This window comes from Rhizobium sp. 01N424, from assembly GCF_056399485.1.
In genome coordinates this window covers 192,123-216,864 of the sequence record NZ_JBFTRK010000006.1, presented here as the reverse complement: position 1 = coordinate 216,864, position 24,742 = coordinate 192,123, and the positions used below count along the sequence as shown (strand labels likewise).

General features: G+C 63.3%; 25 protein-coding genes. 13 read left to right on the top strand and 12 right to left on the bottom strand.

Features of this window, described 5'->3' with window-relative positions; translation table 11 throughout:
• Genes AC1DNK_RS17430 through AC1DNK_RS17420 form a run of 3 tightly spaced genes read left to right on the top strand, consistent with a single transcriptional unit; the run spans position 1 to position 2,122 of the window.
• Positions 1 to 633: a precorrin-8X methylmutase gene (locus AC1DNK_RS17430; protein WP_477942396.1), complete on the top strand. Its 633-nt coding sequence runs from the start codon at positions 1 to 3 to the stop codon at positions 631 to 633.
• Positions 630 to 1,361 carry a precorrin-2 C(20)-methyltransferase gene (locus AC1DNK_RS17425; protein WP_477942394.1) on the top strand — a complete coding sequence of 244 codons (732 nt, stop codon included), beginning with the start codon at positions 630 to 632 and terminating at the stop codon, positions 1,359 to 1,361. The genes AC1DNK_RS17430 and AC1DNK_RS17425 overlap by 4 nt, the downstream gene beginning before the upstream one ends.
• Positions 1,358 to 2,122, top strand: coding sequence for a precorrin-3B C(17)-methyltransferase (locus AC1DNK_RS17420; protein WP_477942393.1), 765 nt, complete (start codon positions 1,358 to 1,360; stop codon positions 2,120 to 2,122). Before AC1DNK_RS17425 ends, AC1DNK_RS17420 begins: the two co-directional genes overlap by 4 nt.
• On the opposite strand, the gene AC1DNK_RS17415 is transcribed toward AC1DNK_RS17420, so the two are convergent.
• A complete protein-coding gene (locus AC1DNK_RS17415; protein ID WP_477942391.1) occupies positions 2,086 to 2,856 on the bottom strand; it encodes a cobalt-precorrin-6A reductase in 771 nt (256 codons plus the stop codon). The genes AC1DNK_RS17420 and AC1DNK_RS17415 overlap by 37 nt on opposite strands.
• Between AC1DNK_RS17415 and cbiE the strand changes: the two genes are divergently transcribed.
• Both cbiE and cobM read left to right on the top strand, forming a co-directional pair.
• Positions 2,855 to 4,093, top strand: a complete 1,239-nt coding sequence (cbiE, locus tag AC1DNK_RS17410) for a precorrin-6y C5,15-methyltransferase (decarboxylating) subunit CbiE (protein WP_477942390.1) — start codon at positions 2,855 to 2,857, stop codon at positions 4,091 to 4,093. The genes AC1DNK_RS17415 and cbiE overlap by 2 nt on opposite strands.
• The gene (cobM, locus tag AC1DNK_RS17405; protein ID WP_477942388.1) at positions 4,090 to 4,854 is read left to right on the top strand and encodes a precorrin-4 C(11)-methyltransferase; all 765 of its coding nucleotides are present in this window, start codon (positions 4,090 to 4,092) and stop codon (positions 4,852 to 4,854) included. The genes cbiE and cobM overlap by 4 nt, the downstream gene beginning before the upstream one ends.
• Here cobM and AC1DNK_RS17400 read toward each other — a convergent pair.
• A complete protein-coding gene (locus AC1DNK_RS17400) occupies positions 4,851 to 5,663 on the bottom strand; it encodes a TIM barrel protein (protein ID WP_477942386.1) in 813 nt (270 codons plus the stop codon). The two genes, cobM and AC1DNK_RS17400, sit on opposite strands and share 4 nt — an antisense overlap.
• Before the next feature lie 156 nt (positions 5,664 to 5,819).
• Entirely contained in the window at positions 5,820 to 6,848 is a 1,029-nt protein-coding gene (locus AC1DNK_RS17395; RefSeq protein WP_477942384.1) for a LacI family DNA-binding transcriptional regulator, read from the bottom strand.
• A gap of 135 nt (positions 6,849 to 6,983) precedes the next feature.
• Between AC1DNK_RS17395 and AC1DNK_RS17390 the strand changes: the two genes are divergently transcribed.
• From AC1DNK_RS17390 to AC1DNK_RS17375, 4 genes are read left to right on the top strand one after another with little or no spacing between them, the layout of a single operon-like run.
• A complete protein-coding gene (locus tag AC1DNK_RS17390) occupies positions 6,984 to 8,069 on the top strand; it encodes a fatty acid desaturase family protein (RefSeq protein ID WP_477942382.1) in 1,086 nt (361 codons plus the stop codon).
• A 24-nt stretch (positions 8,070 to 8,093) separates the two neighbouring features.
• The gene (locus AC1DNK_RS17385) at positions 8,094 to 8,408 is read left to right on the top strand and encodes a MocE family 2Fe-2S type ferredoxin (RefSeq protein WP_477942380.1); all 315 of its coding nucleotides are present in this window, start codon (positions 8,094 to 8,096) and stop codon (positions 8,406 to 8,408) included.
• Positions 8,409 to 8,417: 9 nt separating this feature from the next.
• Positions 8,418 to 9,641 (top strand): NAD(P)/FAD-dependent oxidoreductase, encoded by a 1,224-nt coding sequence (locus AC1DNK_RS17380; RefSeq protein ID WP_477942378.1) that lies wholly within the window; start codon positions 8,418 to 8,420, stop codon positions 9,639 to 9,641.
• A gap of 12 nt (positions 9,642 to 9,653) precedes the next feature.
• Positions 9,654 to 10,466 (top strand): 3-methyl-2-oxobutanoate hydroxymethyltransferase, encoded by an 813-nt coding sequence (locus AC1DNK_RS17375; protein WP_477942377.1) that lies wholly within the window; start codon positions 9,654 to 9,656, stop codon positions 10,464 to 10,466.
• A 29-nt stretch (positions 10,467 to 10,495) separates the two neighbouring features.
• Here the strand turns inward: AC1DNK_RS17375 and AC1DNK_RS17370 are convergent, their stop codons facing one another.
• The 4 genes from AC1DNK_RS17370 to hutI all read right to left on the bottom strand — a co-directional run bounded on the left by AC1DNK_RS17370 (position 10,496) and on the right by hutI (position 15,796).
• On the bottom strand, positions 10,496 to 11,080 hold the full coding sequence (locus AC1DNK_RS17370; RefSeq protein ID WP_477942375.1) for a HutD/Ves family protein: 585 nt from the start codon (positions 11,078 to 11,080) through the stop codon (positions 10,496 to 10,498).
• Positions 11,081 to 11,326: 246 nt separating this feature from the next.
• Positions 11,327 to 13,012, bottom strand: coding sequence for a urocanate hydratase (gene hutU / locus AC1DNK_RS17365; RefSeq protein WP_477942373.1), 1,686 nt, complete (start codon positions 13,010 to 13,012; stop codon positions 11,327 to 11,329).
• Position 13,013: 1 nt separating this feature from the next.
• Entirely contained in the window at positions 13,014 to 14,549 is a 1,536-nt protein-coding gene (hutH, locus tag AC1DNK_RS17360; RefSeq protein ID WP_477942372.1) for a histidine ammonia-lyase, read from the bottom strand.
• Complete coding sequence (hutI, locus tag AC1DNK_RS17355; RefSeq protein ID WP_477942370.1) at positions 14,546 to 15,796, bottom strand: imidazolonepropionase; 1,251 nt, start codon at positions 15,794 to 15,796, stop codon at positions 14,546 to 14,548. The genes hutH and hutI overlap by 4 nt, the downstream gene beginning before the upstream one ends.
• Before the next feature lie 116 nt (positions 15,797 to 15,912).
• Here hutI and AC1DNK_RS17350 point away from each other — a divergent pair, with 116 nt between their 5' ends.
• The 3 genes from AC1DNK_RS17350 to AC1DNK_RS17340 all read left to right on the top strand — a co-directional run bounded on the left by AC1DNK_RS17350 (position 15,913) and on the right by AC1DNK_RS17340 (position 19,229).
• A complete protein-coding gene (locus AC1DNK_RS17350; protein WP_112388908.1) occupies positions 15,913 to 17,259 on the top strand; it encodes a formimidoylglutamate deiminase in 1,347 nt (448 codons plus the stop codon).
• 58 nt (positions 17,260 to 17,317) lie between these two features.
• Positions 17,318 to 18,037 carry a histidine utilization repressor gene (hutC, locus tag AC1DNK_RS17345; RefSeq protein ID WP_477942369.1) on the top strand — a complete coding sequence of 240 codons (720 nt, stop codon included), beginning with the start codon at positions 17,318 to 17,320 and terminating at the stop codon, positions 18,035 to 18,037.
• A 76-nt stretch (positions 18,038 to 18,113) separates the two neighbouring features.
• Complete coding sequence (locus AC1DNK_RS17340) at positions 18,114 to 19,229, top strand: RHE_PE00001 family protein (protein ID WP_477942368.1); 1,116 nt, start codon at positions 18,114 to 18,116, stop codon at positions 19,227 to 19,229.
• Between the two features lie 128 nt (positions 19,230 to 19,357).
• Here the strand turns inward: AC1DNK_RS17340 and AC1DNK_RS17335 are convergent, their stop codons facing one another.
• The 3 genes from AC1DNK_RS17335 to AC1DNK_RS17325 are packed head-to-tail and all read right to left on the bottom strand — an operon-like array spanning position 19,358 to position 21,391.
• Positions 19,358 to 20,074: a Bax inhibitor-1/YccA family protein gene (locus AC1DNK_RS17335; protein ID WP_442209196.1), complete on the bottom strand. Its 717-nt coding sequence runs from the start codon at positions 20,072 to 20,074 to the stop codon at positions 19,358 to 19,360.
• A 20-nt stretch (positions 20,075 to 20,094) separates the two neighbouring features.
• Positions 20,095 to 20,865: an anti-sigma factor family protein gene (locus AC1DNK_RS17330; protein ID WP_477942366.1), complete on the bottom strand. Its 771-nt coding sequence runs from the start codon at positions 20,863 to 20,865 to the stop codon at positions 20,095 to 20,097.
• Positions 20,852 to 21,391, bottom strand: a complete 540-nt coding sequence (locus AC1DNK_RS17325; RefSeq protein ID WP_477942365.1) for a sigma-70 family RNA polymerase sigma factor — start codon at positions 21,389 to 21,391, stop codon at positions 20,852 to 20,854. Before AC1DNK_RS17325 ends, AC1DNK_RS17330 begins: the two co-directional genes overlap by 14 nt.
• Before the next feature lie 14 nt (positions 21,392 to 21,405).
• On the opposite strand from AC1DNK_RS17325, the gene AC1DNK_RS17320 reads away from it, so the two are divergent.
• Positions 21,406 to 21,747, top strand: coding sequence for a type II toxin-antitoxin system VapB family antitoxin (locus tag AC1DNK_RS17320; protein ID WP_477942364.1), 342 nt, complete (start codon positions 21,406 to 21,408; stop codon positions 21,745 to 21,747).
• A 13-nt stretch (positions 21,748 to 21,760) separates the two neighbouring features.
• On the opposite strand, the gene cueR is transcribed toward AC1DNK_RS17320, so the two are convergent.
• Together cueR and AC1DNK_RS17310 are read right to left on the bottom strand one after the other, a co-directional pair.
• Positions 21,761 to 22,153, bottom strand: a complete 393-nt coding sequence (gene cueR / locus AC1DNK_RS17315; protein ID WP_477942363.1) for a Cu(I)-responsive transcriptional regulator — start codon at positions 22,151 to 22,153, stop codon at positions 21,761 to 21,763.
• Positions 22,154 to 22,162: 9 nt separating this feature from the next.
• Positions 22,163 to 24,682 carry a heavy metal translocating P-type ATPase gene (locus AC1DNK_RS17310; RefSeq protein ID WP_477942361.1) on the bottom strand — a complete coding sequence of 840 codons (2,520 nt, stop codon included), beginning with the start codon at positions 24,680 to 24,682 and terminating at the stop codon, positions 22,163 to 22,165.
• Positions 24,683 to 24,742: the final 60 nt, after the last annotated feature.

The window sequence follows — 24,742 nt, the reverse complement described above, 5'->3', positions numbered from 1 at the left end:
ATGCCAGACTACGATTACATCCGCGAGGGAGACGCGATCTACGAGCGCTCCTTCGCGATCATCCGCAACGAAGCCGATCTGTCGCGATTTGCGCCTGACGAGGCCGACGTGGCGGTCCGCATGATCCATGCCTGCGGGCTGGTGGAAGCGGCTGCACATTTCGACTTCGCGCCCGGTTTCGTCCAGGCGGCTCGTGCGGCTCTGCAGTCGGGCGCGCCGGTTTTCTGCGATGCGGAAATGGTCTCCCATGGCATTACCCGCGCCCGGCTTCCGGCGGGCAACGAGGTGATCTGCACGCTGCGCGATCCGCGCACGCCCGATCTGGCCAGGGCCAAGGGCAACACGCGCTCGGCAGCGGCGATCGAACTCTGGCGCGACCGGCTGGCGGGCAGCGTCGTCGCGATCGGCAATGCGCCAACAGCCCTCTTTTATCTCCTGGAATTGCTTCGTGACGGCGGCCCGAAGCCTGCGGTCATCCTCGGCATGCCTGTCGGGTTTGTCGGCGCGGCGGAATCCAAGGATGCGCTGGCGGAGAATTCCTATGGCGTGCCCTATGCGATCGTGCGCGGCCGGCTTGGCGGCAGTGCGATGACGGCGGCTGCGGTCAACGCGCTGGCGAGGCCCGGCCTATGAGCGCTCCCGGCCGTCTGATCGGCGTCGGCACCGGACCGGGCGACCCGGAATTGCTGACCATCAAGGCCGCTAAGGCGATCCAGGCGGCTGATGTCATCGCCTATTTCGCCAAGCAGGGGCGCAGCGGAAACGGACGCGCCATCGTGCAGCATCTGATTTCCGCAAGCGCCGAGCTTCTTCCGCTTTATTATCCTGTCACCACCGAGATCGATAAGGGCGAGGCGGCCTATCAGAGCCAGATCACCGCCTTCTACGACGCGTCGGCCGCAGCCGTCGCCGCTCGTCTCGATGCCGGAAAGACCGTCGCCATCCTTAGCGAAGGCGATCCGATGTTCTATGGTTCCTACATGCATCTGCATGTGCGGCTGGCGCATCGCTACACGGCCGAGGTGATCCCCGGGATTACCGCCATGTCCGGCTGCTGGTCGGTCGCGGGCATGCCGATCGTCCAGGGTGACGACGTGCTGTCCGTTCTTCCGGGCACGATGGCGGAAGTGGAACTGACCCGCAGGCTGGCCGACACGCAGGCGGCCGTCATCATGAAGGTCGGTCGCAATCTGCCGAAGATCCGGCGGGCGCTGGAAGCAGCTGGCCGGTTGCGAGAAGCCGTCTATGTCGAGCGCGGCACGATGGCCAATGCGGCGATGGTCAAGCTCGCCGAACGGCCGGATGGCGAAGCGCCGTATTTCTCGCTGGTGCTCGTACCCGGCTGGGAGTCGAACCGATGAGCGGCAGGCTCTATGTGATCGGCACCGGCCCCGGCAATCCGGACCAGATGACCCCGGAAGCGGCACGCGCTGTTGCCGTCTCGACCGATTTCTTCGGCTATGGTCCCTATCTCGACCGCATAGCCTATGAGCCGCACCAGACGCGCCACACCTCCGACAATCGCGAGGAGCTCGACCGTGCCGCGGCCGCGCTGACGATGGCGGCCGGAGGACGGACGGTCTGCGTCGTTTCCGGCGGCGATCCCGGTGTTTTCGCCATGGCTGCCGCTCTTTGCGAGGCGATCGACAAGGGTGATCCCGCATGGCGCGCCGTCGATCTCGTCGTTCTGCCCGGTATCACCGCGATGCTGGCTGTCGCTGCGCGCACGGGCGCGCCGCTCGGGCACGATTTCTGTGCCATCTCGCTGTCGGACAATCTGAAGCCCTGGGAGATCATCGAAAAGCGGCTGGCGCTTGCGGCTAAGGCTGGCTTCGTGATTGCCCTCTATAATCCGATCAGCAAGGCGCGGCCCTGGCAGCTGGGACGGGCCTTCGAGCTGTTGCGCCGGGAGTTGCCCGGCGCCACGCCCGTCATCTTCGGGCGAGCGGCCGGAAGGCCTGACGAGCGCATCGTTATCCAGCCGCTCGCGACTGCCGACGCGGGGGTTGCCGATATGGCAACCTGTGTGATCATCGGCTCGCCGGAGACCCGCATCATCGCCCGGGACGGCAAATCCGATCTTGTCTACACGCCACGCTTCATGGCCGGAGGAAGCCGGTGATCGATCGCCGCCAGCGCCTCGCCGACAGTCTCGACCGTCTCCATGGCGGGTGTTGCGGCACGGCCGATCATGAAGACGTCGATCCCAAGAATGCGCGCCGCCTCGATCTTGGCGTAGGTGGCGTCGCCACCACTGTTCTTGGCGACGATCGCATCGATCCGATATTCCCGAAGAAGCGCCAGTTCGGCATCGAGCGCGAAGGGGCCGCGATCGAGGATGAAGGTCGCATTGCCCAGCGCCAGAGGCGGGGTCACCGGATCGACGCTTCTGACAAGATAGAAATGCTGCGCCGCCGCCTCGGCCGCATGCGCCTCCTGGCGTCCGGTTGCCAGAAAGACGCGGCGTGGTACTGTGCCAAGCGCCGCAATTGCGGCCGGGATGGTAGAGAGCTGGATCCATCGGTCGCCCGGCTCTTCGCGCCACTGTGGACGGCGCAGCGCGACGGCCGGAACGCCGGATATCCGCGCAGCCTCGGCGGCATTCGCCGAGATCCGCGCGGCAAACGGATGGGTCGCGTCGACAAGCAGATCGAATTTTCCTTCGGAGAGGAACGCCGCGAGACCTTCCGCGCCGCCGAATCCGCCAATACGAATGGAAACCGGCTGTTTGGACGGTTTTTCGGTTCTTCCCGCCAGCGACAGCAGGATATCGAGCCCGTCACGATCGCGAAGGGCGGCCGCCAATGCGCGCGCGTCGCTCGTCCCGCCCAAAATCAGAACCCGGTATGCCGCCATGTCTGATCTGCCATCCCGATCCGAAAAGCCCTGGCTGACCATTATCGGTATCGGCGAGGATGGTCCAGATGGGCTGGGCGAAGAGGCAAAGCGTCTGATCACAGGCGCGCCGGTGGTTTACGGCGGGGTGCGGCATCACGCGCTGATGGACGGCTTCATCTCGGGTGAGCGGCGGGTCTGGCAGAGCCCGTTCGAGCGCTCGGTCGAAGACATTGTTGCGCATAGGGGCACGCCCGTCGTCGTTCTCGCATCGGGAGATCCCTTTCTCTACGGCGTCGGCGCAACGCTGTCCCGGCGCATCGGTGCTGGCGAGATGCGTGTGATTCCGGCACCTTCGGCATTCACTCTTGCCGCATCGCGGCTTGGCTGGCCGCTGCAGGACGCCGCGGCAATCTCGCTTCACGGCCGCCCGGTCGAGCTAATCCTGCCCCATCTGCACGACGGGCGCCGGATCATTGCGCTGACCTCCGACGAGAATGGCCCGGCAGCCATCGCGGCGCTGCTGACCGGTATCGGCTTCGGACGCTCCCGCCTGACCGTGCTTGAAGCCCTCGGCGGCGAGCGCGAGCGCGTTCGCACGATTACCGCGGCCGAGTTTGCGCTTGAGGGCATCGATCCCTTGAATGTCTGCGCGATCGAGGTCGTGGCGGACAAGGCTGCCCGCATCATCTCCTTTGCAAGCGGCCTTGACGATGCGCTGTTCGAGCATGACGGCCAGATCACCAAGCGCGAGATCCGCGCGGTGACGCTGTCTGCGCTTGCGCCGCGCCATGGCGAATTGTTGTGGGATATCGGTACCGGATCCGGTTCCGTCGGCATCGAGTGGATACTCTCAGACCCGTCGCTGAAAGCGATCGCCATCGAACAGTCGCCGGAACGCGCCGCCCGTGCGGCGCGTAATGCAACGGCGCTTGGCGTGCCGCATCTGGCCCTTGTCGAAGGTGCGGCGCCCGCTGCCCTTGCCGGCCTGCCGGAACCGGATGCGATCTTCATCGGCGGCGGCGGAAGCGAGCCGGGTGTCCTGGAAGCGGCGATCGCGGCGCTGAAGCCTGGCGGCCGGCTGGTTGCCAATGCCGTGACGCTCGAGATGGAAGTCTTGCTGCTGTCCGAGTATGCAAAACGCGGCGGCTCACTAACCCGCCTCGATATTTCTCGCGTAGCGCCTGTCGGCACGATGAGCGGCTGGCGGCCGGCCATGCCCGTCACGCAATGGCGCTGGATAAAGGATCAGGAATGACCGTACATTTCATCGGTGCCGGGCCAGGTGCCGCAGACCTCATCACCGTTCGCGGCCGCGATCTGATCGCGAAATGCCCGGTCTGCCTCTATGCGGGCTCGATCGTCTCGCCGGAACTGCTGCAACATTGCCCGGCCGGCGCCCGGATCGTCGATACCGCACCGATGTCGCTTGACGAGATCGAGGCGGAATATCTGCGGGCTGCCGATGCGGGCGAAGATGTCGCCCGCCTGCAATCCGGCGATCTCTCCGTCTGGAGCGCTGTCGCCGAGCAGATCCGCCGCCTGGAAAAGCATGGTATCGGCTACACGATGACGCCGGGTGTTCCGGCCTTTGCCGCCGCCGCTTCGGCGCTCGGCCGCGAGCTGACGATCCCGGCGGTTGCGCAGAGCCTTGTGCTGACGCGCGTCTCCGGCCGGGCATCGCCGATGCCGAATGGCGAAACGCTGGAGAAATTCGGGGCGACGGGCTCGACGCTCGCCATTCACCTGGCGATCCATGCCTTGCCGCAGGTCGTGACCGAGCTGACGCCGCTTTATGGCGCCGATTGCCCGGTTGCGATCGTCGTCAAGGCATCTTGGCCGGATGAGCGGATCATTCGCGGCACGCTTGGCGACATCGAGGCGAAGGTTGCCGCTGAACCGATCGAACGGACGGCGATCATCTTCGCCGGTCCGTCCCTGTCAGCAAGCGACTTCCGCGAGAGTTCGCTCTACGATCCCGCCTATCAGCGCCGCTTCCGCGGCCGCGAAACGCTTTAGACCGCCGACGCGAGGTAGTCCATGCTCTGGCGCAGCGCTGTGGCCGGGTCCTGCAAGCCGTGGACTTCCGGGGAGAAGGGCTCAAAGGAGCAGGGACCCGTGTATCCCGCCTGCAGCAGCGCACGTACCTGACCGGCATTGTCGAGCCGATCGGCTGACGTCACCAGAACCCGGTGCGGATCGCGCATGTCCGATACGCTCACCTTGGTATCGTCGACGCCGGAAATGTGGATCAGCCCGGTGAGATCAGCGAAGATCGCGGCCTCGCCGGCAAGGTGATGGTGGAACGTGTCATGCACCAGCTTGAAGCTGCCTTCGGCGCCGAGTTCACGGATCGCCTCGGCTGCCTCGGTCTTCGAGCTCAGCGAGCAGATCTCGAAGCCGAGCGGCTCGACGAGACCGATGATCCCGGCGGCATCCAGCATCGGCTTCAGGGCGGTGAGCGACTGGCGCAGATTGGCCTGACGTACGCCATCCTCGCGGCCGGTGCCGTCATTTTTCGGCACCAGCACTAGTGCCTTGGCGCCACATGCTGCGGCATAGTCGATGAGTTCCCGGGCTTCGGCGGCACGGGTGTCGTTCCACTCGTTGAAGCGCTGCAGGGCGTTGATCGAGATGATCGTCACGCCATGGCGGGCTGCCGCCGCCTTGATCGCCGACGGCTGCGTTCCGTCGAGAATGGCGTTGCCATCGAGGTCGTTACGGATCTCAACCGCATCGATGCCGAGGCTCTTCGCCAGCGCGAAGAAATCGTCGATGCCAAGCTTCGGCGCGGCCATATGGTTCAGCGCGTAGCGAATGGATGTCATATGTGGGTCCTCCCGGGGCGCGGTTGCGGTGCGCAAGTGCGGATCAATGGTCGATCGAATCTCTATCTGAAATTCGATGCGCCGCTAGCGGCAGAAGGCCATGCGTCCCTATCATCTGTGATAGAATTTCAACCGAAATGATGGAATTACATCATTCTAGATATTCTCGGGAATATAGATCTCAAGCGGCAGAAAGGTCTGGCCGGCGCTCCCCGCTTCCCCGGTTTCGATCGCGGTGGTCATCTGGGTAATCAGCTCGCGGCAAAGTGCCGGCAGCGGCGTGCTGATCGCCATTGTCACCGTGCCGTCCATCAGGCCCTCCTTGCTCTCGGGAACGAGTTCGTTGACGATCAGCGCCACTTCGCCGGTGCGCTTCTCCTCGCGTATCGCGGCAATCGCCCCCTCCATGCCGCCGCCGCAGACATAGAGGCCGGCAAGATCGGGATGTTTCTGCAACAATGTCGACGTCGCCTCGTGGGTGATCTCGACCGTATCGAGATTGATCAAAGTCTCCAGCAGATCGAATTCCGGCGCCTCCTCGCGGAAATAGGAGCGGAAACCCATTTCGCGCAGCTCATGGCCATGGAAGCGATGGCTGCCCACGAAGCAGGCTACCTTTCCGGGTTTCCGGGCCGTGCGGGCGATCGTCCAAGCTGCCGAGCGCCCGACCTTGCGGTTGTCGAGGCCGAGATAGCCGGCGCGCACGCCCTCTGCGAAGTCGGAAAGAACGGTGAAGACCGCAATACCCTTCTGCTTCAGCTCCTCCACGGCGGCCGTCACCGCCGGATAATCGGGCGCCACCATGGCCACCGCCTGATTGCGGGCGGTCAGGCTCTTGAGCTTCTCGATAATGGCGGCAGGGGTGGAGGCGGCGGGATAATCGATCTGAACCTGCAGCCGTGCCGTGGTGCAGGCCGCAGCCGCAAGCTCGATCTCGCGGGCAAAGGCCTGGTAGAAGGATTGCGTCGGCTTCTGCAGCAGAAAGGCCAGCTGATAGCGCGGCAGATCCTCAAACACCCGCTGCCGGATGAGGCCGACCGCGTGATAACCGATCGACTGCGCCGCGTCATAGACCCGGCGCGCGGTCTCCTCGCGCACCTTATGCCTGCCGTTCAACACGCGATCGACGGTCGCCACACTGACGCCGGAGGTGCGGGCGAGATCGGAAATGGTTGGCCGGCGCATCGTTCTTCCTGATGGATTCCATCACGAATGAAAGTCAGCCGTGATGTGTTTTGATAGAATATATCAAGACTGCATTGAGCCCGGCGCAAAGTCAACTTAACCTTCATGGCGGCCAAGGAGCGGCGGGAGGCAAGAATGACCGAGACGATGAAACGCGACTATAGCCTGCTGGGCGAGAGCAGCCGCCGGGCGGTTGAGACTGGGCTTGCCGCGGCCGAATGGTATCACACCGAAGTGTCGCGCAAGGAGATGAAGGCGCTGATGCAGCGCTCTGATGCGGCAGCGATCCGCGATACGGTCATCTGGCTCGGCAGCATGGTGATCTTCGCCGGCCTCGGCATCTATTTCTGGGGCTCTTGGCTCTGCGTGCCGTTTTTCCTAGCCTACGGCGTGCTCTACGGCTCGGCGTCCGACAGCCGCTGGCACGAGTGTGGTCATGGCACGGCATTCAAGACGCGCTGGATGAACGACGCCGTCTATCAGATCGCCTGCTTCATGATCATGCGCAATCCGGTGACGTGGCGCTGGAGCCACACCCGCCATCACACCGACACCGTCATCGTCGGCCGCGACCCCGAAATTGCCGTCATGCGCCCGCCGGATCTCTTCCGGCTGATCCTCAATTTCTTCGGCATTCTCGACGCCGGATATGCTGTCATCGATATGCTGCGAAACGCCTTCGGTGTCATCAGCGCTGCCGAGAAAACCTTTATCCCGGAGATGGAGCAGCCGAAGACGATCCAGGTGGCGCGCATCTGGCTGGCGATCTATGTCGTGACCATCGCGCTCGCGATCTATCTGGGCTCGTTCCTGCCTTTGATGCTGATTGGTCTGCCGCGTCTCTACGGTGCATGGCACCATGTGCTGACCGGTCTGCTGCAGCATGGAGGCCTTGCCGACAATGTCATCGATCACCGGCTGAACAGCCGCACCGTCTACATGAACCCGATCAGCCGCTTCATCTACTGGAACATGAACTATCACGTCGAGCATCACATGTTCCCGATGGTGCCCTATCACGCGCTGCCGCAGCTGCACGCGATGATCAAACACGATCTTCCGGCGCCGAACGCCTCGATGTGGTCGGGCTACAAGGAAATGATCCCGGCCTTCCTGCGCCAGCTGCGGAACGAGGATTATTTCCTGAAGCGCGAACTGCCGCAGACGGCGCGGCCGTATCGCGAGGAGTTCCACGGCGAGCTCGCCCCCGCCGCACAATAAACGACATATCTGTGAGGAAAGAACATGAGCGGAAACTGGATCGAAGTCTGCGCGGCCGATGATATCGACGAGGAGGATGTCATCCGCTTCGATCACGACGGCAAAACCTTTGCGGTCTATCGCAGCCCCGACGACGGGTTCTTTGCGACGGACGGGCTCTGCACGCACGAGCGCATTCACCTCGCGGATGGTCTGGTGATGGACGACATCATTGAATGTCCGAAACATAACGGCCGCTTTAGCTACAAGACCGGCGAGGCCAAGGGCGCTCCCGTCTGCGTCAACCTGAAGACCTATCCGGTCAAGGTCGAAGGCGGCGCCGTCTTCATCTCTCTCTAGGAGGCTCCCGTGTCTCATTTCGTCATTGTCGGGGCCGGAGAATGCGGCGCCCGCGCTGCCTTTGCGCTGCGCGAAAAGGGTTTCGACGGCGGTATCACGCTTGTCGGAACCGAGACCCTGCTGCCATACGAGCGGCCACCGCTGTCGAAGGCAAGCCTCGGCGAAACCATCGAACCCAAGCTGATCGCTGCTGCCGAACGCTATGAGGCGGCGAATATCCGCCTGCTGAACGGCGTCTCGATGGAGAGTCTCGATGCGGAAGCTCGGAATATGGTGCTCTCCGATGGCGCGGTGATCTCCTATGACAAGCTGCTGCTGGCGACGGGTGCCAGCGCCAGGGAGTTTCCCGGTGCGCCTGCAATGAGCGCGCGGATTCGAGCGCTGCGCACGCACCAGGACGCGATTGCCCTGCGCGGCGTCATGCAGCCGGGCAAGCATATCGCCATTATCGGCGGCGGGTTCATCGGCCTCGAGGTGGCGGCGACGGCGATCAAGCTCGGCGCGCGCGTCACCCTCGTCGAGGGGCTTGAGCGGGTGTTGAAGCGTGGTGTGCCTGAGGAGATCGCCCATGCGCTCGCAGAGCGCCATCGGGGCGAAGGCATCGATCTGCGCTGCGGAGCGGCGATCGAAGCGGTCGGCGAAGCGAAGGAACATGCCTTCATCCGTATGACGGGCGAGACGCTGGAAGCCGACATGATTCTCGTTGGGATCGGTGCCCGGCCGAATGTCGAACTGGCGGAAAAAGCAGGCCTTGCTGTTGATAACGGTATCGCTGTCGACACCCATCTGCAGACCTCCAGGGCGGACATTTATGCTGCCGGAGACTGCTGCTCTTTTCCTCTTGAAATTTACGGCGGTAAACGCGTGCGACTCGAATCGTGGCGCAATGCGCAGGAGCAGGGCACCCTCGCCGCCGCCAATATGATGGGCGGCAGCGAGACGATTTCCGCCGTGCCGTGGTTCTGGTCGGATCAGTATGATCTGACGCTGCAGATTGCAGGCCTCGCCGAGGGAGCCGTGACGCATCTGAGGCGCGATCTCGGCGACGGCGCCTTCATCCTCTTCCATCTCGATGTCGGCGGCCGTCTGCTGGCAGCAAGCGGCATCGGTACCGGCAATGCCGTCGCCCGCGACATCCGCCTTGCGGAGATGCTCATTGCAGCGCGCGCCCATCCCGATCCGGCGGCCCTGACCTCAACCAATGTCAAATTGAAGTCGCTGCTCGCGGCCTGAATGGAGAACAGAATGAAGAAGCATATCCGGCCGACCGTCGCCGATCTTTTGGCGGAAAAAGGTAAGCGGCAACTTACGATGTTGCGCGTGACCTCGCTGGAGGAAGCGGAAGCTTCAGAGAAGGCGAAGATCGATATCGTCTCGGTTCCGCCAGCGCTGTTGGGGCCGGTCTTTCGCGAGGTGGCGCCGAGCCCATTTGCCATCCCGGGGCTTGAATATGGCGATCTGGTCTCGGCGGACGAGTATATGCGCGAGGCGTTCAAGGCGCTGAAAGCCGGCGGTGATGCCGTCTATTGCGCTGCCGGGCTCTCCACCATCCGGCGGATGCGCGAGGAGGGGATTCCCGTCTGCGGTCACGTCGGCCTCATTCCATCCAAGGCGACCTGGACCGGCGGCTTTCGCGCCGTCGGCAAGACGGCAGCGAGCGCCTTCGAGATCTGGCGCCAGACCAAGGCGCTGGAGGAAGCGGGCGCCTTCGCGGCCGAGATCGAGGTCGTGCCCGGCGAGGTCGCGGCTGCGATCAGCCAGAACACTTCTATGCTGATGATCTCCATGGGGGCCGGAACCGGCTGCGATGCGCAATATCTCTTCGCCGACGATGTGCTCGGCGCCAATCGGGACCACTATCCACGCCACGCCAAGGTCTATCGCAACTTCGCAGCCGAGCATGACCGGTTGCAGCGCGAGCGTATCGCGGCCTTCACCGAATTCGCCGAGGATGTCAAAACCGGCGCCTATCCGGAAAAGCGGCACCTCGTCGGCGTCGATGAAGAGCAGCTGAAACTCTTCCTGCACCGGCTGCGCAGCGAGCTGGATCGCGCCTGATTGCTTGGCGAGGCGGCGGGCGTGGCGTGCTACGCCTGCCGGATGTGGATCAGATAGCAGGTTGCGCGGCCGCGAAGAACGAATGGAGACGGGTGTTCCACTGCGGCCAGAACCGCGTCGTCATTCTCGAGTGCTGCATTTTCTCCACCGTATTCGCAGACGAGGCTGCCGTCGCGGCAAAGAAGCAGAACCGTGCCGGCATTCGCTGTCCCAGTCCATTCACCATCGACTGCAAGCCGTATGACGCTGTGTGCAAGTCCCCCGCGCCGCGTCATGACATTCAGGTCGGTGATCGTGCCATCGGCGAGGGTGGCGGCCACCGAAACGTCGGCAGGGAAGGCGAGCGGCTCGCTCGATCTGGTCAGCAAAACGGGAGCCCGGCCGCCGATGGCGAGCGACATGCCGCTGCCAGTGAGAATTGACAGTGTCCGGTCGATTCCTTCGAAAATCGAAAACGGTCCATCGTTGGCAACCGTCGCCATACTGACCCGCCAGTCGAATGCCCCGAGCGCCGCGTTCTCGGGGAAGACAGCAATCTCCACCGTCTCCCCGCCGCCATTCTTCCAAGGCATGCGGCGATGGTTGCTGGCCTTGAGATGGGTGATGCGTGGCATGGCGGGCTCCGGATGGAAAGCTGCAGGCGAGTGGACTAAGGTTTAGCGAACTAGCTCAATAGTCACGCACTCTGGAAATCATGGATATCCATGAAGAGAAGATCAACCTATCGCGCTTGATGGCGAGGGTTGCCAAGGGCGAGTCCTTCATCCTTCAAGGCAGGAAAGCCAATCGAACGTCTGGTCCTGCTGACAGTGGACAGAACCCTCGCGCAATACGGTGGTTCTGTCCGGCTGATGTGATCGTCAGTTCCCCAAAATCCCCGGCAGCCGCAGGCCCTTCTCCTTGGCGCAATCGATTGCGATGTCATAGCCCGCATCGGCGTGGCGCATGACGCCGGTGGCCGGGTCGTTCCAGAGGACGTTTCCGAGGCGCCGCGCCGCATCGTCGGTGCCATCGGCGCAGATGACCATGCCCGAGTGCTGCGAGAAGCCCATGCCGACGCCGCCGCCGTGGTGGAGCGACACCCAGGTGGCGCCCGATGCGGTGTTGAGCAATGCGTTGAGCAGCGGCCAGTCGGAAACGGCGTCCGAGCCGTCCTTCATCGCTTCGGTCTCGCGGTTCGGCGAGGCCACCGAGCCGGAATCCAGATGGTCGCGGCCGATAACGACGGGTGCTTTCAGTTCGCCGTTCCGGACCATCTCGTTGAAGGCAAGGCCGAGCTTGTGGCGGTCGCCGAGGCCGACCCAGCAGATGCGTGCCGGCAGACCCTGGAAGGCGATGCGTTCGCGCGCCATGTCGAGCCAGTTGTGCAGGTGCTTGTTGTCAGGCAGCAGTTCCTTCACCTTTGCGTCGGTCTTGTAGATATCCTCGGGGTCGCCCGACAGGGCAGCCCAGCGGAACGGGCCGATCCCGCGGCAGAAGAGCGGGCGGATATAGGCCGGCACGAAGCCCGGGAAGGCGAAGGCGTTTTCAAGGCCCTCGTCCTGGGCGACCTGGCGGATGTTGTTGCCGTAATCGAGCGTCGGAACGCCCGCATCCCAGAAGGCGACCATGGCTTCGACATGCTGGCGCATCGAGGCGCGGGCGGCATCTTCGACGGATTTCGGATCGGTTTCGCGCTTGGCCTTGGCTTCCTCGACCGTCCAGCCGACCGGCAGGTAGCCGTTGCGAGGGTCGTGCGCCGAGGTCTGGTCGGTGACGATATCGGGGCGCGGGCCGCCGGCCTTCATCCGCTTGAGGAGTTCCGGGAAGATTTCAGCGGCATTGCCGAGCAGGCCGACGGACTTGGCCTCTCCGGCCTTGGTCCACTTGTCGATAAGGGCTAGGGCCTCGTCGAGCGTCTTTGCTTTTTCATCGACATAGCGGGTGCGGATACGGAAATCGATGCGGGTCTCGTCGCATTCGACGGCGAGGCAGCAGGCGCCGGCCATCACGGCTGCCAGTGGCTGAGCGCCACCCATGCCGCCGAGACCACCGGTAAGGATCCACTTACCTTTGAGATTGCCGTCATAATGCTGGCGGCCGGCTTCGACGAAGGTTTCGTAGGTGCCCTGAACGATGCCCTGCGTGCCGATATAGATCCACGAACCGGCCGTCATCTGGCCGTACATCGCAAGGCCCTTCTTGTCGAGCTCGTTGAAATGATCCCACGTGGCCCAATGCGGCACGAGGTTGGAATTGGCAATCAGAACGCGCGGCGCATCCTTGTGGGTGCGGAACACGCCGACCGGCTTGCCGGACTGAACGAGCAGCGTCTCGTCCTCGTTGAGCGTCTTCAGTGTTGCGGCGATGCGGTCGAAATCCTCCCAGGTGCGGGCTGCGCGGCCGATGCCGCCGTAGACGACCAGTTCGTTGGGGTTCTCGGCCACATCGGGATCGAGATTGTTCATCAGCATGCGTAGCGGCGCTTCGGTCATCCAGCTCTTGGCATTCAATTCATTGCCGCGAGGTGCGCGGATTTCGCGGATATTGTGACGCGGATTGCTCATCTCAGATCTCCAGGGAAGGAAGGATGTTGGCGGAAACGGACGCGTTGAGCGCCCCGGTGGCGATCAGGCTGCTTGCAGCCTCGAGGTCGTTGGCCATGTAGCGGTCGATTTCGAGCGTCGGGACCACGGCGCGGATCGTGCCGATCGCCTTCAACAGTTCCGGGCTGGTGGCAAGCGGCGAGCGGAATTCGACGCCCTGTGCGGCGGTCAGCGCCTCGATGCCGACGATGCCGAAGAGGTTCTCGGTCATCTGCAGCAGACGGCGGGCGCCATGGCAGGCCATGGAAACATGGTCTTCCTGGTTCGCCGAGGTCGGCGTTGAGTCGACGGATGCCGGGTGCGACATCTGCTTGTTCTCGCTCATCAGCGCCGCCGAAGTCACCTCGGCAATCATCAGGCCGGAGTTCAGGCCGGGCTTCTTGGCGAGGAAGGCCGGCAGACCGTAGGAAAGCGCCGGATCGACGAGAAGCGCGATGCGGCGCTGCGCGATCGCGCCGATTTCACAGACGGCGATGGCGATCTGATCTGCGGCAAAGGCGACCGGCTCGGCATGGAAATTGCCGCCCGAGACGACGGAGTTGTCGGAGAGAACCAGAGGGTTGTCGGTCACCGCATTGGATTCGATCTCAAGCGTGCGGGCAACGGAGCGCAGAAGATCGAGGCAGGCGCCGTCGACCTGCGGCTGGCAGCGGATGCAATAGGGATCCTGCACGCGCTCGTCGCCCTCGATATGGCTCTGGCGGATGACCGAGTTGTCGAGCAGGGCGCGCAGCGCCGCTGCCGTATCGATCTGGCCTTTATGTCCGCGCAGCGTATGAATGTCGGGATGGAAGGGCGCGGAGGAGCCCATCGCGGCATCCGTCGACATTGCGCCGGTAATCAGCGCAGCCTGGGCGGCGCGGTGGGCACGGAACAATCCGGCCAGCGCCAGCGCCGTCGAGGTCTGTGTGCCGTTGATCAGCGCCAGGCCTTCCTTGGCGGCGAGCACGACAGGCTTCAGCCCGGCCTTTTGCAATGCCGCAGCGCCGGAGAGGCGTTCGCCTGCGAAGAAAGCTTCGGCTTCGCCCATCATCACGGCTGCCATATGGGCGAGCGGTGCGAGGTCGCCCGAGGCGCCGACGGAGCCCTTTTCCGGGATGACAGGGATCACGCCCTTTTCGAGCATGCCTTCAATCAGCCGTATAAGCTCAAGCCGTACACCGGACGCGCCACGGCCGAGCGAGACGAGCTTCAGCGACATGATCAGCCGCACGACATTCTCGGGCAGCGGCGCGCCGATTCCGCAGCAATGTGAGAGGATGAGGTTGCGCTGAAGCGTGGCGACATCGGCGGCATCGATCTTGATCGAGGCCAGTTTGCCGAAGCCAGTATTGATGCCGTAAACTGGGGCATTGCCCGCGGCGATCTCGGCGATCCGCGCGGCAGCCTTGTTGATCCCGGCGTCGAAGGATGGATCGAGCCTGGCCGGTTCGCCGGTCCAGTAGATTGTTTCCAGCTGTTTCAGAGAAACGGAGCCCGGATGGAGGGTGATGGTCAACGGCCGATCCTTTCGCCCTTGTAGATGCGTGCATGAAGTGGGTTGAAGCCGATGCGGTAGACGAGCTCGGCGGGGCTCTCGATATCCCAGATTGCCATATCGGCGGATTTTCCGGCTTCCAGCGTTCCGGTCTCGCCAAGAAGGCCAAGCGCGCGGGCACCCTCGCGGGTGGCGCCGGCGATGCATTCCTCGACGGTCAGGCCGAAAAGCGTTGCCGACATGTTCATCGTCAGCAGCAGAGACGTCAGCGGCGAGGTGCCGGGATTGCAGTCGGTCGCGATGGCGATCGGCACACCTGCGGCGCGCAACGCCTTGACCGGCGGCTTCTGCTTTTCGTTGATGGCGTAGAAGGCGCCGGGCAGCAGCACGGCAACGGTTCCGCTCGCAGCCATGGCCGCAATGCCTTCGCCGTCGAGATATTCCAGATGATCGGCGGACAGTGCGCCGTAACCGGCTGCGAGCTTGGCGCCGCCAAGGTTCGAAAGCTGCTCGGCATGCAGCTTGACCGGCAGGCCGAGCGCCTTGGCACGATCGAAGACGCGGGCGATCTCGTCGGTCGAGAAGGCGATGCCTTCACAGAAACCATCGACGGCGTCCGCAAGACCGCGCTTGTGCGCTTCATCCAGCGTCGGCAGCACGACATCGTTGATATAGTCGCCGTTGCGGCCCTTGTAATGCGCGGGTGTCGCGTGGGCGCCGAGATAGCTGGTCTTGACCCGAACTGGTCTCATGGCGCCGAGCGCGCGGGCGGCTTCCAGCATTTTCAGCTCGCCATCGCTGGTCAGCCCGTAGCCGGACTTGATCTCGATAGTCGTGACGCCTTCGGAAAGTAGCGTGTCCAGCCGCCGGATCGAAGCCTGCACGAGACCATCGACAGACAGCGCATTGGTCGCTTTCACCGAAGACACGATGCCGCCGCCGGCGCGGGCGACTTCCTCGTAGGTCGCGCCTTCGAGGCGCATCTCGAACTCGCGGGCGCGGTTGCCGCCATAAACGATGTGCGTGTGGCAATCGACGAGGCCGGGGGTGACCCAGCGTCCTTCGAGATCGGTGATCTCGGCACGCTCGATCATCGCGACCGGCAACTCGCCCTCCGGGCCAACATAGGTGATCCGGCCACCTTCGGTTACGACAGCACCTTTTTCGATGATGCCCAGACCCGGCTGCGCAGGATCGAGCGTCGCCAGTCTGGCGTTGCGCCAGAGGCTTGGACGGTCCGTTCCGGTGAAAAGATTATCCCCTGTCATCAGCTTTACGCCTTTCCTTATGTCGAAACATGTATATACATAATAATCAGGTGACAAGTGGAATTTTGGGCGCTTCCATGGAAAAGAAAGATGGGACGTCCTGAAGGGAGAAGCCGATGACGACACTTCATGCAAAAAGCGCGCTGCTGCCGCAGGGGTGGCAGAGCGATGTGCGGTTGACGATCGAGGGCAGCCGTATAGCCAAGATCGAGACCGGTGTCGCGGCCGCCGCAGGCGATGAGCGGCATTCGGTGCTGGTCCCGGCGATGCCCAACCTTCACAGCCACGCGTTTCAGCGTGCCATGGCGGGCCTCGCCGAAGTCCGCGGCCCCACGGATGACAGCTTCTGGAGCTGGCGCACAGTGATGTACAAGTTTGCGCTGTCGATGACGCCGGACCATGTCGAAGCCGTTGCTGCGCAGCTCTATATGGAAATGTTGGAGGCGGGCTTCTCCCGCGTCGGCGAGTTTCACTACCTGCACCACGACAAGGACGGCCGCCCCTATGGCGATATTGCCGAGCTTGCCGGGCGCATTGCCAGCGCCAGTACCGATACCGGTATCGGTCTGACGCTTCTGCCTGTCTTCTATGCCCATTCCGGTTTCGGCGGCGCGGCACCGATCGAGGGGCAGCGCCGCTTCATCAACTCTGTGGAGAGCTTCGGTAGCCTGATGGAGCGCTGCACGGCGATAACGGGCGGGATCGAGGGCGCCAAACTCGGTATCGCGCCGCATAGTCTCCGGGCTGCAACGCCGAACGAGCTGAATGCGGTTCTGCCGCTGGCAGGCAACGGCCCTGTTCACATCCACATCGCCGAGCAGGTCAAGGAGGTCGAGGACTGCATCGCCTGGTCCGGCGCGCGGCCGGTCGAGTGGCTGCTTGCCAACGCCCCGGTCGACGGCCGCTGGTGCCTGATTCATGCGACCCACATGACGAATGACGAGACGCGCGGCATGGCGAGAAGCGGCGCGATTGCCGGCCTTTGCCCGATCACTGAGGCCAATCTCGGCGATGGTACGTTTGCCGCTCCGCTGTTTCTGGAAGAGGGCGGGCGTTACGGCGTCGGGTCCGATTCCAACGTGCTGATTTCGCTGTCCGGCGAGCTGCGCCAGCTCGAATATTCCGAGCGCCTGCATCGGCGCGCCCGCAACGTCATCGCCGCGCCCGGCGGTTCGACGGCGCGCGCCCTGTTCGACAATGCCCTCAAGGGCGGCAATGCGGCACTGTCTGCCGCCGCCGGGCTTGGCGAAGGAAGGGATGCTGACATCATCTCGCTCGATTGCACCGCCATCCCCTATCTCTCAGGCGATCAGCTGCTGGATCACTGGATCTTTGCCGGTGGCGTCGGGATAGACAGTGTCTGGTCGCTCGGACGCAAGCAGGTCGAAGGTGGCCGCCATAAGAAGCGGGAGGCCATCAATCGCCGCTTCCTTGCCGCGATGCGCGAGCTGCTGGATGCATGAGCCTTCCCTTCCTTCCGTATAAGCTCTAGAGCGGGGAGGACGCCAACCGGAGCCAGAGATGAACGGCAGCAAGGATGCGACACTGCATCAAAGCATCTTGAGCGAGATCGAGGGCCGTATTGTCTCCGGCGAGTGGCCACCGGGGCATCGCATTCCTTTCGAGGTCGATCTTGCCCAGCAGTATGGCTGCTCGCGGATGACCGTGAACAAGGTGATGACGCAGCTTGCCAAGGCCGGGCTGATCGAGCGGCGGAAGAAATCCGGCAGCTTCGTCACCCAGCCGCAGGCGCAATCGGCCGTTCTTGAGATCCACGATATAAAGGCCGAGGTTCAATCGCTGAACCTGCCCTACAGGTATCGCGTCGTGTCGAAGGCAAGCCGGAAGGCAAAGGCGGGAGACGGGCGGTTGCCGGATCTGGCAGCCGGTACGCCGCTTCTGGAGCTCGCCTGCGTTCACTTTGCCGGGCCGCGCCCCTTTTGCCTGGAGGAGCGTCTGATCAATCTCGAAACCGTGCCCGATGCCGCGACTGCGGATTTCGGCGATGTTGCGCCAGGGGCCTGGCTTCTGAAGCAGGTGCCGTGGACGACGGCTGAGCACAAGATCCATGCGCTGTCTGCGGGCAATGCCGCTGCCGATGCGCTGGATATTGCCCGCGGCGCGGCCTGCCTCGTCATCGAGCGCCGGACCTGGAGCAATGCCGGGCCGGTGACCCACGTGCGCTTTACCTATCCTGGCGACCGGCATGCGCTCGTCGCCCGTTTCAGCCCGGCTTCCTGAGAATCGACCGCCTGCTTATTGCGAATCATGCGCCAAATAGCGGAAGTAAAAGCCAAGATGGCTTCCGGAAAATGATATGCGCTATGAGATCGACAACGCCCTGCTGAAAAGCCTGCTGCCAGCGGTGGTGCAAGCCGAGGACATGCTGGCGCGTCTCGATGAGCGCGCCGCGCGCTCGCCTGTCGGCGAAGGCTTTACCGAGCGTGGCCATTTTTTCGATGCCGCAGGCGCGCTCTGGGTCGCTGGAGAGCTCGTTCATATCGAGGATCTCGTTCTGCACGACGCCCATATGGACAGCCGCACGCCGAGCCACGAACTGACGATCGCGCATGCGGTTCTTCGCGCAAGGCGGCGGATCTGGACTGCGGACCCCACCTGGGCGCTGAGCGCCGCAGGATTGAACGCGCTTGCCGGAGCCGGGCTGGACGAGGGGACGGCGCCGGAGATCAAGAGCCTGCGCCCCGTCGAGGAGGAGGCAGACGATCCCGACGAGCTTCTGGCCGCCGAGCTTGCCGAGATCGATGCGGTTCTCGCCCGCTCTCAGAAATTGCTCGATGCCCATATGGGCAAGGAGGCCGAGCCGGAAGAACGGCCGAAGGAAAAGCGCAGCGACGATCCGCTCGGGCTTTTCGGCGACGACGAGTGGGACGAGGGGCTGCGGCTTGCGGATTGGCGTGCAGTCCTGCCGCTTGCCGGCGATCTGCCTCCGGTGCTCGCCGCCGCCGTTCTTTTCGAGGCTTGGGAAAGGATCGAGCCGCTCCGGCGGCAGAACTGGCTCGGTGGATTGCTGGTCTCCAGCCATCTGCGTGCGCGGGGCAAGGTCGCCTCGCATCTCTTCTCTTTCTACGGCGGACTGAAGACGGTGCGCCACGAGCGCCGCCGCTCGCGCGACAGGCTGACCCGGCTTTTGGCCTTCCTAGAAGCGATGAGTGAAAGCGCGGCCACCGGTCTCAGGGAGATGGATCGCCTGACGCTGGCCCGCACCCAGATGGAGCTGCGCTTCCGTGACCGGCGCTCCAACAGCAGCCTGCCGCAGCTTGCCGATTTTGTGCTGTCGCGGCCGATGGTCTCCTCGGCGATGGTCGCCAAGCAGCTGAAGGTCACGAGCCGCGGCGCGCTTAATCTGCTGAACGAGATCGGCATCCGCGAGATGACCGGCCGTGGCCGCTACCGTGCCTGGGGCATCCTCTAAGCAACGCGGAAAAAAGGCCGGAGCTTTCGCCCCGGCCTTTTCTCTAAGGGTGAACGTCCGGCCCGCCATCCTGTCACAGATTGCAGGCCGGACGCTCTAGCGCTTCCATTGCCCCCAGAAGCGCAGTCCTATTCCCGCTCGCCCGTGAAGTTGAGCAGCAGCTGGAAGATGTTGACGAAGTTCAGGTAGAGAGACAGAGCGCCGAAGACGGCAAGCTTCTGGTTCGATTCCTGATCGTGGTTTTCGGAATACTGTTCCTTGATGTTCTGCGTGTCCCAGGCGGTCAGGCCGACGAAGACGACGATACCGATGACCGAGATGGCGAACTGCAGCGCAGACGAGCCAAGGAAAATGTTGACGATGCTGGCGATGACGACGCCGATCAAGCCCATCATCAGGAACGAGCCGACCTTCGCCAGATCACGCTTGGTGACATAGCCGTAGAGGCTGGTCGCGCCGAACATCGTTGCGGCGATGAAGAAGGTACGGGCGATGCTCGTGCCGGTGAACACCAGGAACACCGAGGCCAGCGACAGGCCCATCACGGCGCAGAATGCCCAGAACATCATCTGTGCGGCACTCGCCGACATCGTCTGGATCTTGAACGAGAAGAAGAAGACGAAAGCCAGCGGAGCGAGCATGACGACCCACTTCAGCGGCGACTGGAAGATCGGCACGTAGAGCGCCGGGGTCGAGCCAACGATAAAGGCGACGATGCCGGTGATGACGAGGCCGACACCCATGTAATTGTAGACGCGCAGCATATGCTGGCGCAGTCCCTCGTCGAAGAGCGCCTGCGAGCCGGCGGCAGAGCCGTAGCCGTAACGCGGATTGATCTGGTTCATTGCGATCTCCTCGGGTTGAACTAGTAGAGCGAGCGGGCTAGGCCTTCGGCCGCCCTGTCGAGATTGAGGCCACCATCACCGGCAACGAGGGCATAGGCCACTTCGCCGATTTGCCAGTAGGCAGCTTCGGTATTGTCGAGCGCGAGATGGCCAACCGGTTGCACGGCAAACGCCCCCGGCCTAACGGCAAACAACGAGAGCTGTTTGCCGTTCGCTTCCTGGATAGCCATCTCCACGCTCGGGCCGAATGCAGACGGGAAGATCTGAACATCAGAGACCTTCCAGCCCTTCGGCAGTTCGGGCATGGTAATTGCAGTCGCCGCACGGATCTCGTCGGCGTTGTAATGTGGTGCCGCAGCCTGTGACGGCACGGTCTGGCGCAGCTGCGCCGTCTGGTAGGCGCGAACGGCGTCTTCGACATAGGCCGGAGCCGGCGTCGAGGCTGCCACTTCAGTGGCCGTGAAGGCACCGAAGGTCGTATGAGCGACCCAGCCGGCAGCAACCAGTACGGCAACGGCAGCGATCCGCTGAACGGTGTGCAGGATGCGGCCATAGGACAGGCCACGCTCCAGCCGCCGTGCGGCATCCCGGGTTTCGATCCGGCCGAAGGCATTCTCGCCGGCCAGCGCCAGGCGCAGTTCGCCCTTGATGCTGAGATCGGCCATCACCTTCGCAGCGATATCCGGGTTCTCCGAAAGATAGGATTCCACCTGGATGCGGCGTGCCACATCGAGCTCGCCATCCACATAGGCGTCGAGATCGGTGTCGATGATCGGATCAACTGCTTTCATTGCCGTTCCCTCCGATTAGGCGCAGATGCGAAACGCGCGGTGTCTTCTCCTCGAATTCACGAAGCTGGGCGCGGGCTCGCGAAATGCGCGACATCAGCGTTCCCACAGGAATGCCGAGCGATGCGGCCGCTTCCTGATAGGAAAGGTCTTCGATGGCGACGAGATGCAGCGCCTCTCGCTGTTCTTCCGGCAGGTTGAAGAACGCGTCGCGAACCTGTTGCAGGCGCACGGCATGTTCCTGTCCCGCCGGCAGCGACTGGTCCACCTCGAGGGCCGCTTCGTCATGCCTGCGTGTCAGCGACCGGTTCTGGCGAACGCGATCGATATGGGCATTGTGAACGATGGAAAGCAGCCAGGTGCGAAGATTGCCGCCGCCGCGGAAGCTCTGACGCTTCTCGTAAGCCCGCAGCAGGGCATCCTGCACCAGATCTTCCGCGTCATCCGAGTTGCGCACCAGAGCACGCGCGTAGCGCCTAAGCGCTGCGAGCTGTCCGATAACATCGAATGGGCGTTCTTTCCGTTCCATGATTGAGTATACGGATGCTGGCCGGGATTTATTCCGTGGCGGCATCAAATTTTTTCTGGTTGTTCGGATGCTGCTGTTCTGCCTGTTATATTGAAGGCATCGACAGGGGTATGCGCATGGCTCTCAATATCAGAAATGAGCGTGTTGTTCAGCTAGCCTCGGAGTTGGCAGCGAAGATGCGGGTTAGTAAGATCGAGGCAGTTCGGCTCGCGCTGGAAGCGCATCTTCTTCAATGTAAAGCGACGTTGCCGCTCACCGAGCGGCTAAAGCCGTTACAGGATCATGTCGCCAACCCGCCGGACAGCGATGTTCCACTGGACAAATCTTTCTTCGACGAATTGAGCACCGGCCGCTGATTTCAAATAAGACTTAGGACGTCCCATCCGAAAGCCCATCCAAAATCGGGCAATCGGGCCGGTCATTGCCGTGGCAGGCGTGGACGAGATGCTCGAGCGTGCGGCGCAGCTCCATCATCTCGCGGATCTTCTGGTCGATCTCGGTCAGCTTGGTCTGGGCGATGTCCTTGACGTCGGCGCTGGCGCGGCTCTTGTCTTCGTAGAGCGCCAGAAGCTGCCGGCATTCCTCGACCGAGAAACCGAGGCCGCGGGAACGCTGCAGAAAGCGCAGCTTGTGGACATCGGACAGGTCGTAGTCACGATAGCCGTTTCCGCCCCTTTCAGGGCGGACTAGGCCGATATCCTCGTAGTAGCGGATCGTCTTTGCCGGAAGACCGGACCGGTCCGATGCCTCGCCGATATTCATGGCAGCCTCCTAGAGTTTCTGCACGCGCAGCCTGAGCGCGTTGGCGATGACCGAGACAGATGACAGGCTCATCGCCGCCGCCGCGATCATCGGCGAGAGCAGCAGGCCGAGTACCGGGTAGAGGATGCCCGCAGCGACGGGAACGCCGAGCGCGTTATAGCCGAAGGCGAAGCCAAGGTTCTGGCGGATGTTGCGCATCGTCGCCTCGGCCAGACGCCGGGCGCGGACGATGCCGGTGAGATCGCCCTTCACCAGCGTGATGCCCGCACTTTCCATCGCCACATCGGCGCCGGTGCCCATGGCGATGCCGACATCAGCGGCGGCCAGAGCGGGAGCGTCATTGACGCCGTCGCCGGCCATGGCGACGATTGCGCCCTTGGCATGCAACTCGTCGATCAGCGCCTTCTTGCCTTCAGGCAACACATCGGCACGCACCTCGTCGATGCCGAGCTGTTTGGCAACGGCCTTTGCGGTCCGCTCGTTGTCGCCGGTCGCCATGATGATCCGCAGACCGCTTTCGTGCAGCGCGCGGATAGCTGTCGCCGTTGTCGGCTTGATCCGGTCGGCCACTGCGACGAAGCCGGCGAGGCTGCCGTCGATGGTGACGAACATCACCGTCTTGCCCTCGTCGCGCAGCGCGATGATGTGTTGATAGAGCTCCGAGGTATCGATCCCGAGATCCTGCATCATCGCAGCATTTCCGAGCGCGACTTGCGCGCCGCCGACGAGGCCGGACACACCCTTGCCGGTGACCGCTTCGAAGGAGGCGACGTCGATGGTTGCAATGCCGCGCTCTTCGGCACCGGCGACGATCGCCTCGGCGAGCGGATGTTCCGAGCTGCGTTCGAGGCTGGCAGCAGCGGCGAGCAACTGGTTTTCATCGATGCCGCCGAGAGCGACGGCGTCGGTGAGGCGCGGCTTTCCCTCGGTCAGGGTGCCAGTCTTGTCGACGATCAGCGTATCGACCTTGGAGAAGCACTCCAGCGCTTCGGCATCCTTGATCAATACGCCTTCCTGAGCGCCGCGGCCGGTGGCGATCATGATCGACATCGGCGTTGCCAGACCGAGAGCACAGGGGCAGGCGATGATCAGCACGGCGACGGCCGCGATCAGTGCATGGGCAAGCCGTGGCTCCGGGCCGAAGATCATCCAGGCGCCAAAGGCGAGGATTGCAACAGCGACGACGGCGGGAACGAAGACGGCAGAGACGCGGTCGACGGCACCCTGGATCGGCGCACGGGAACGCTGCGCCTTGGCGACCATGTCGACGATCTGTGATAGGGTGGTCTCGGCGCCCACCCGTTCGGCGGTCATGATGAAGCTGCCGTTGCGGTTCATCGTGCCGCCGGTGACGGCATCACCCTTGGTCTTTTCGACCGGCAGCGGCTCGCCCGTGATCATCGATTCATCGACGGTCGATTGTCCTTCGCTCACCCGTCCATCCACCGGCACGCGCTCGCCGGGGCGGACCCGCAGGCGGTCGCCCTTGGCGATGTCATCGACTTCGATATCGATCTCGCTGCCATCGGTGGTAATCCGCCGCGCGGTTTTCGGGGCAAGATCGAGCAAGGCACGGATTGCCGAACCGGTGCGCTCGCGCGCCTTCAGCTCCAGAAGCTGGCCGACGAAGACGAGCGTGACGATGACGGCGGCTGCCTCGAAATAGACAGGCACCGTATCGCCGTGGCCGCGGATGCTCATCGGGAAGAGGCCCGGCGCGAATGTCGCGACGATGCTGTAGAGATAGGCGGTGCCGACGCCGAGGCCGATCAGTGTCCACATGTTCGGACTGCGATTGACGAGCGAAGCCCATGCACGCCGGAAGAAGGGGATGGCGGCCCAGAGCACGACGGGCGTCGCCAGCGCCAGTTCGAGCCAGACGGCACGCGCCTCGCCGATCATCTCGCGCAGCGGCAGACCGATCATCGGCCCCATAGTCAGCGCCAGCAGCGGAACGGCCAGCGCAGCGCTAACCCAGAAGCGGCGGGTGAAATCGACGAGCTCCGGGTTCGGGCCTTCGTCTGCCGGTGGGATGCCCATCGGCTCCAGCGCCATGCCGCATTTCGGGCAGTCGCCGGGGTGGTCGGCGACAATTTCCGGATGCATCGGGCAGGTATATTGCGTGCCCTTCGGCATCGGCTTTGCCTCTGGGCGATTACCATCGAGATAATCGCCCGGGCTTGCCTCGAACTTCGCCTTGCAGCCTGCCGAGCAGAAGTAAAACTTTTCGCCCTCGTGCCTCAGAAAATGCGTCGCCGTCGAGCGATCCACGGACATTCCGCAGACCGGATCCTTGGCGGTGAGATAATCCTGGGGCGCTGCTTCGAACTTCCTGCGGCAGCCGTCGCAGCAGAAATGGTAGGTATGGCCTTCATGGACCAGGCTCGGCTTGCCGGCATCCGGATCGACCGTCATGCCGCAGACGGGATCACGGGTTACGGGCGCCTCGGCCGGTGTGCCGTGCCTATGGCCGGAGCAGCAGCCCTGCGCTCCGTGGCCGTGATGGTGGGAATGATCGTGATTATCCATAAGACTCTCCTTTGCCCGCAAGGGCAGTGGATAGGCTTATGAACCTTCCAGCAACTGGAA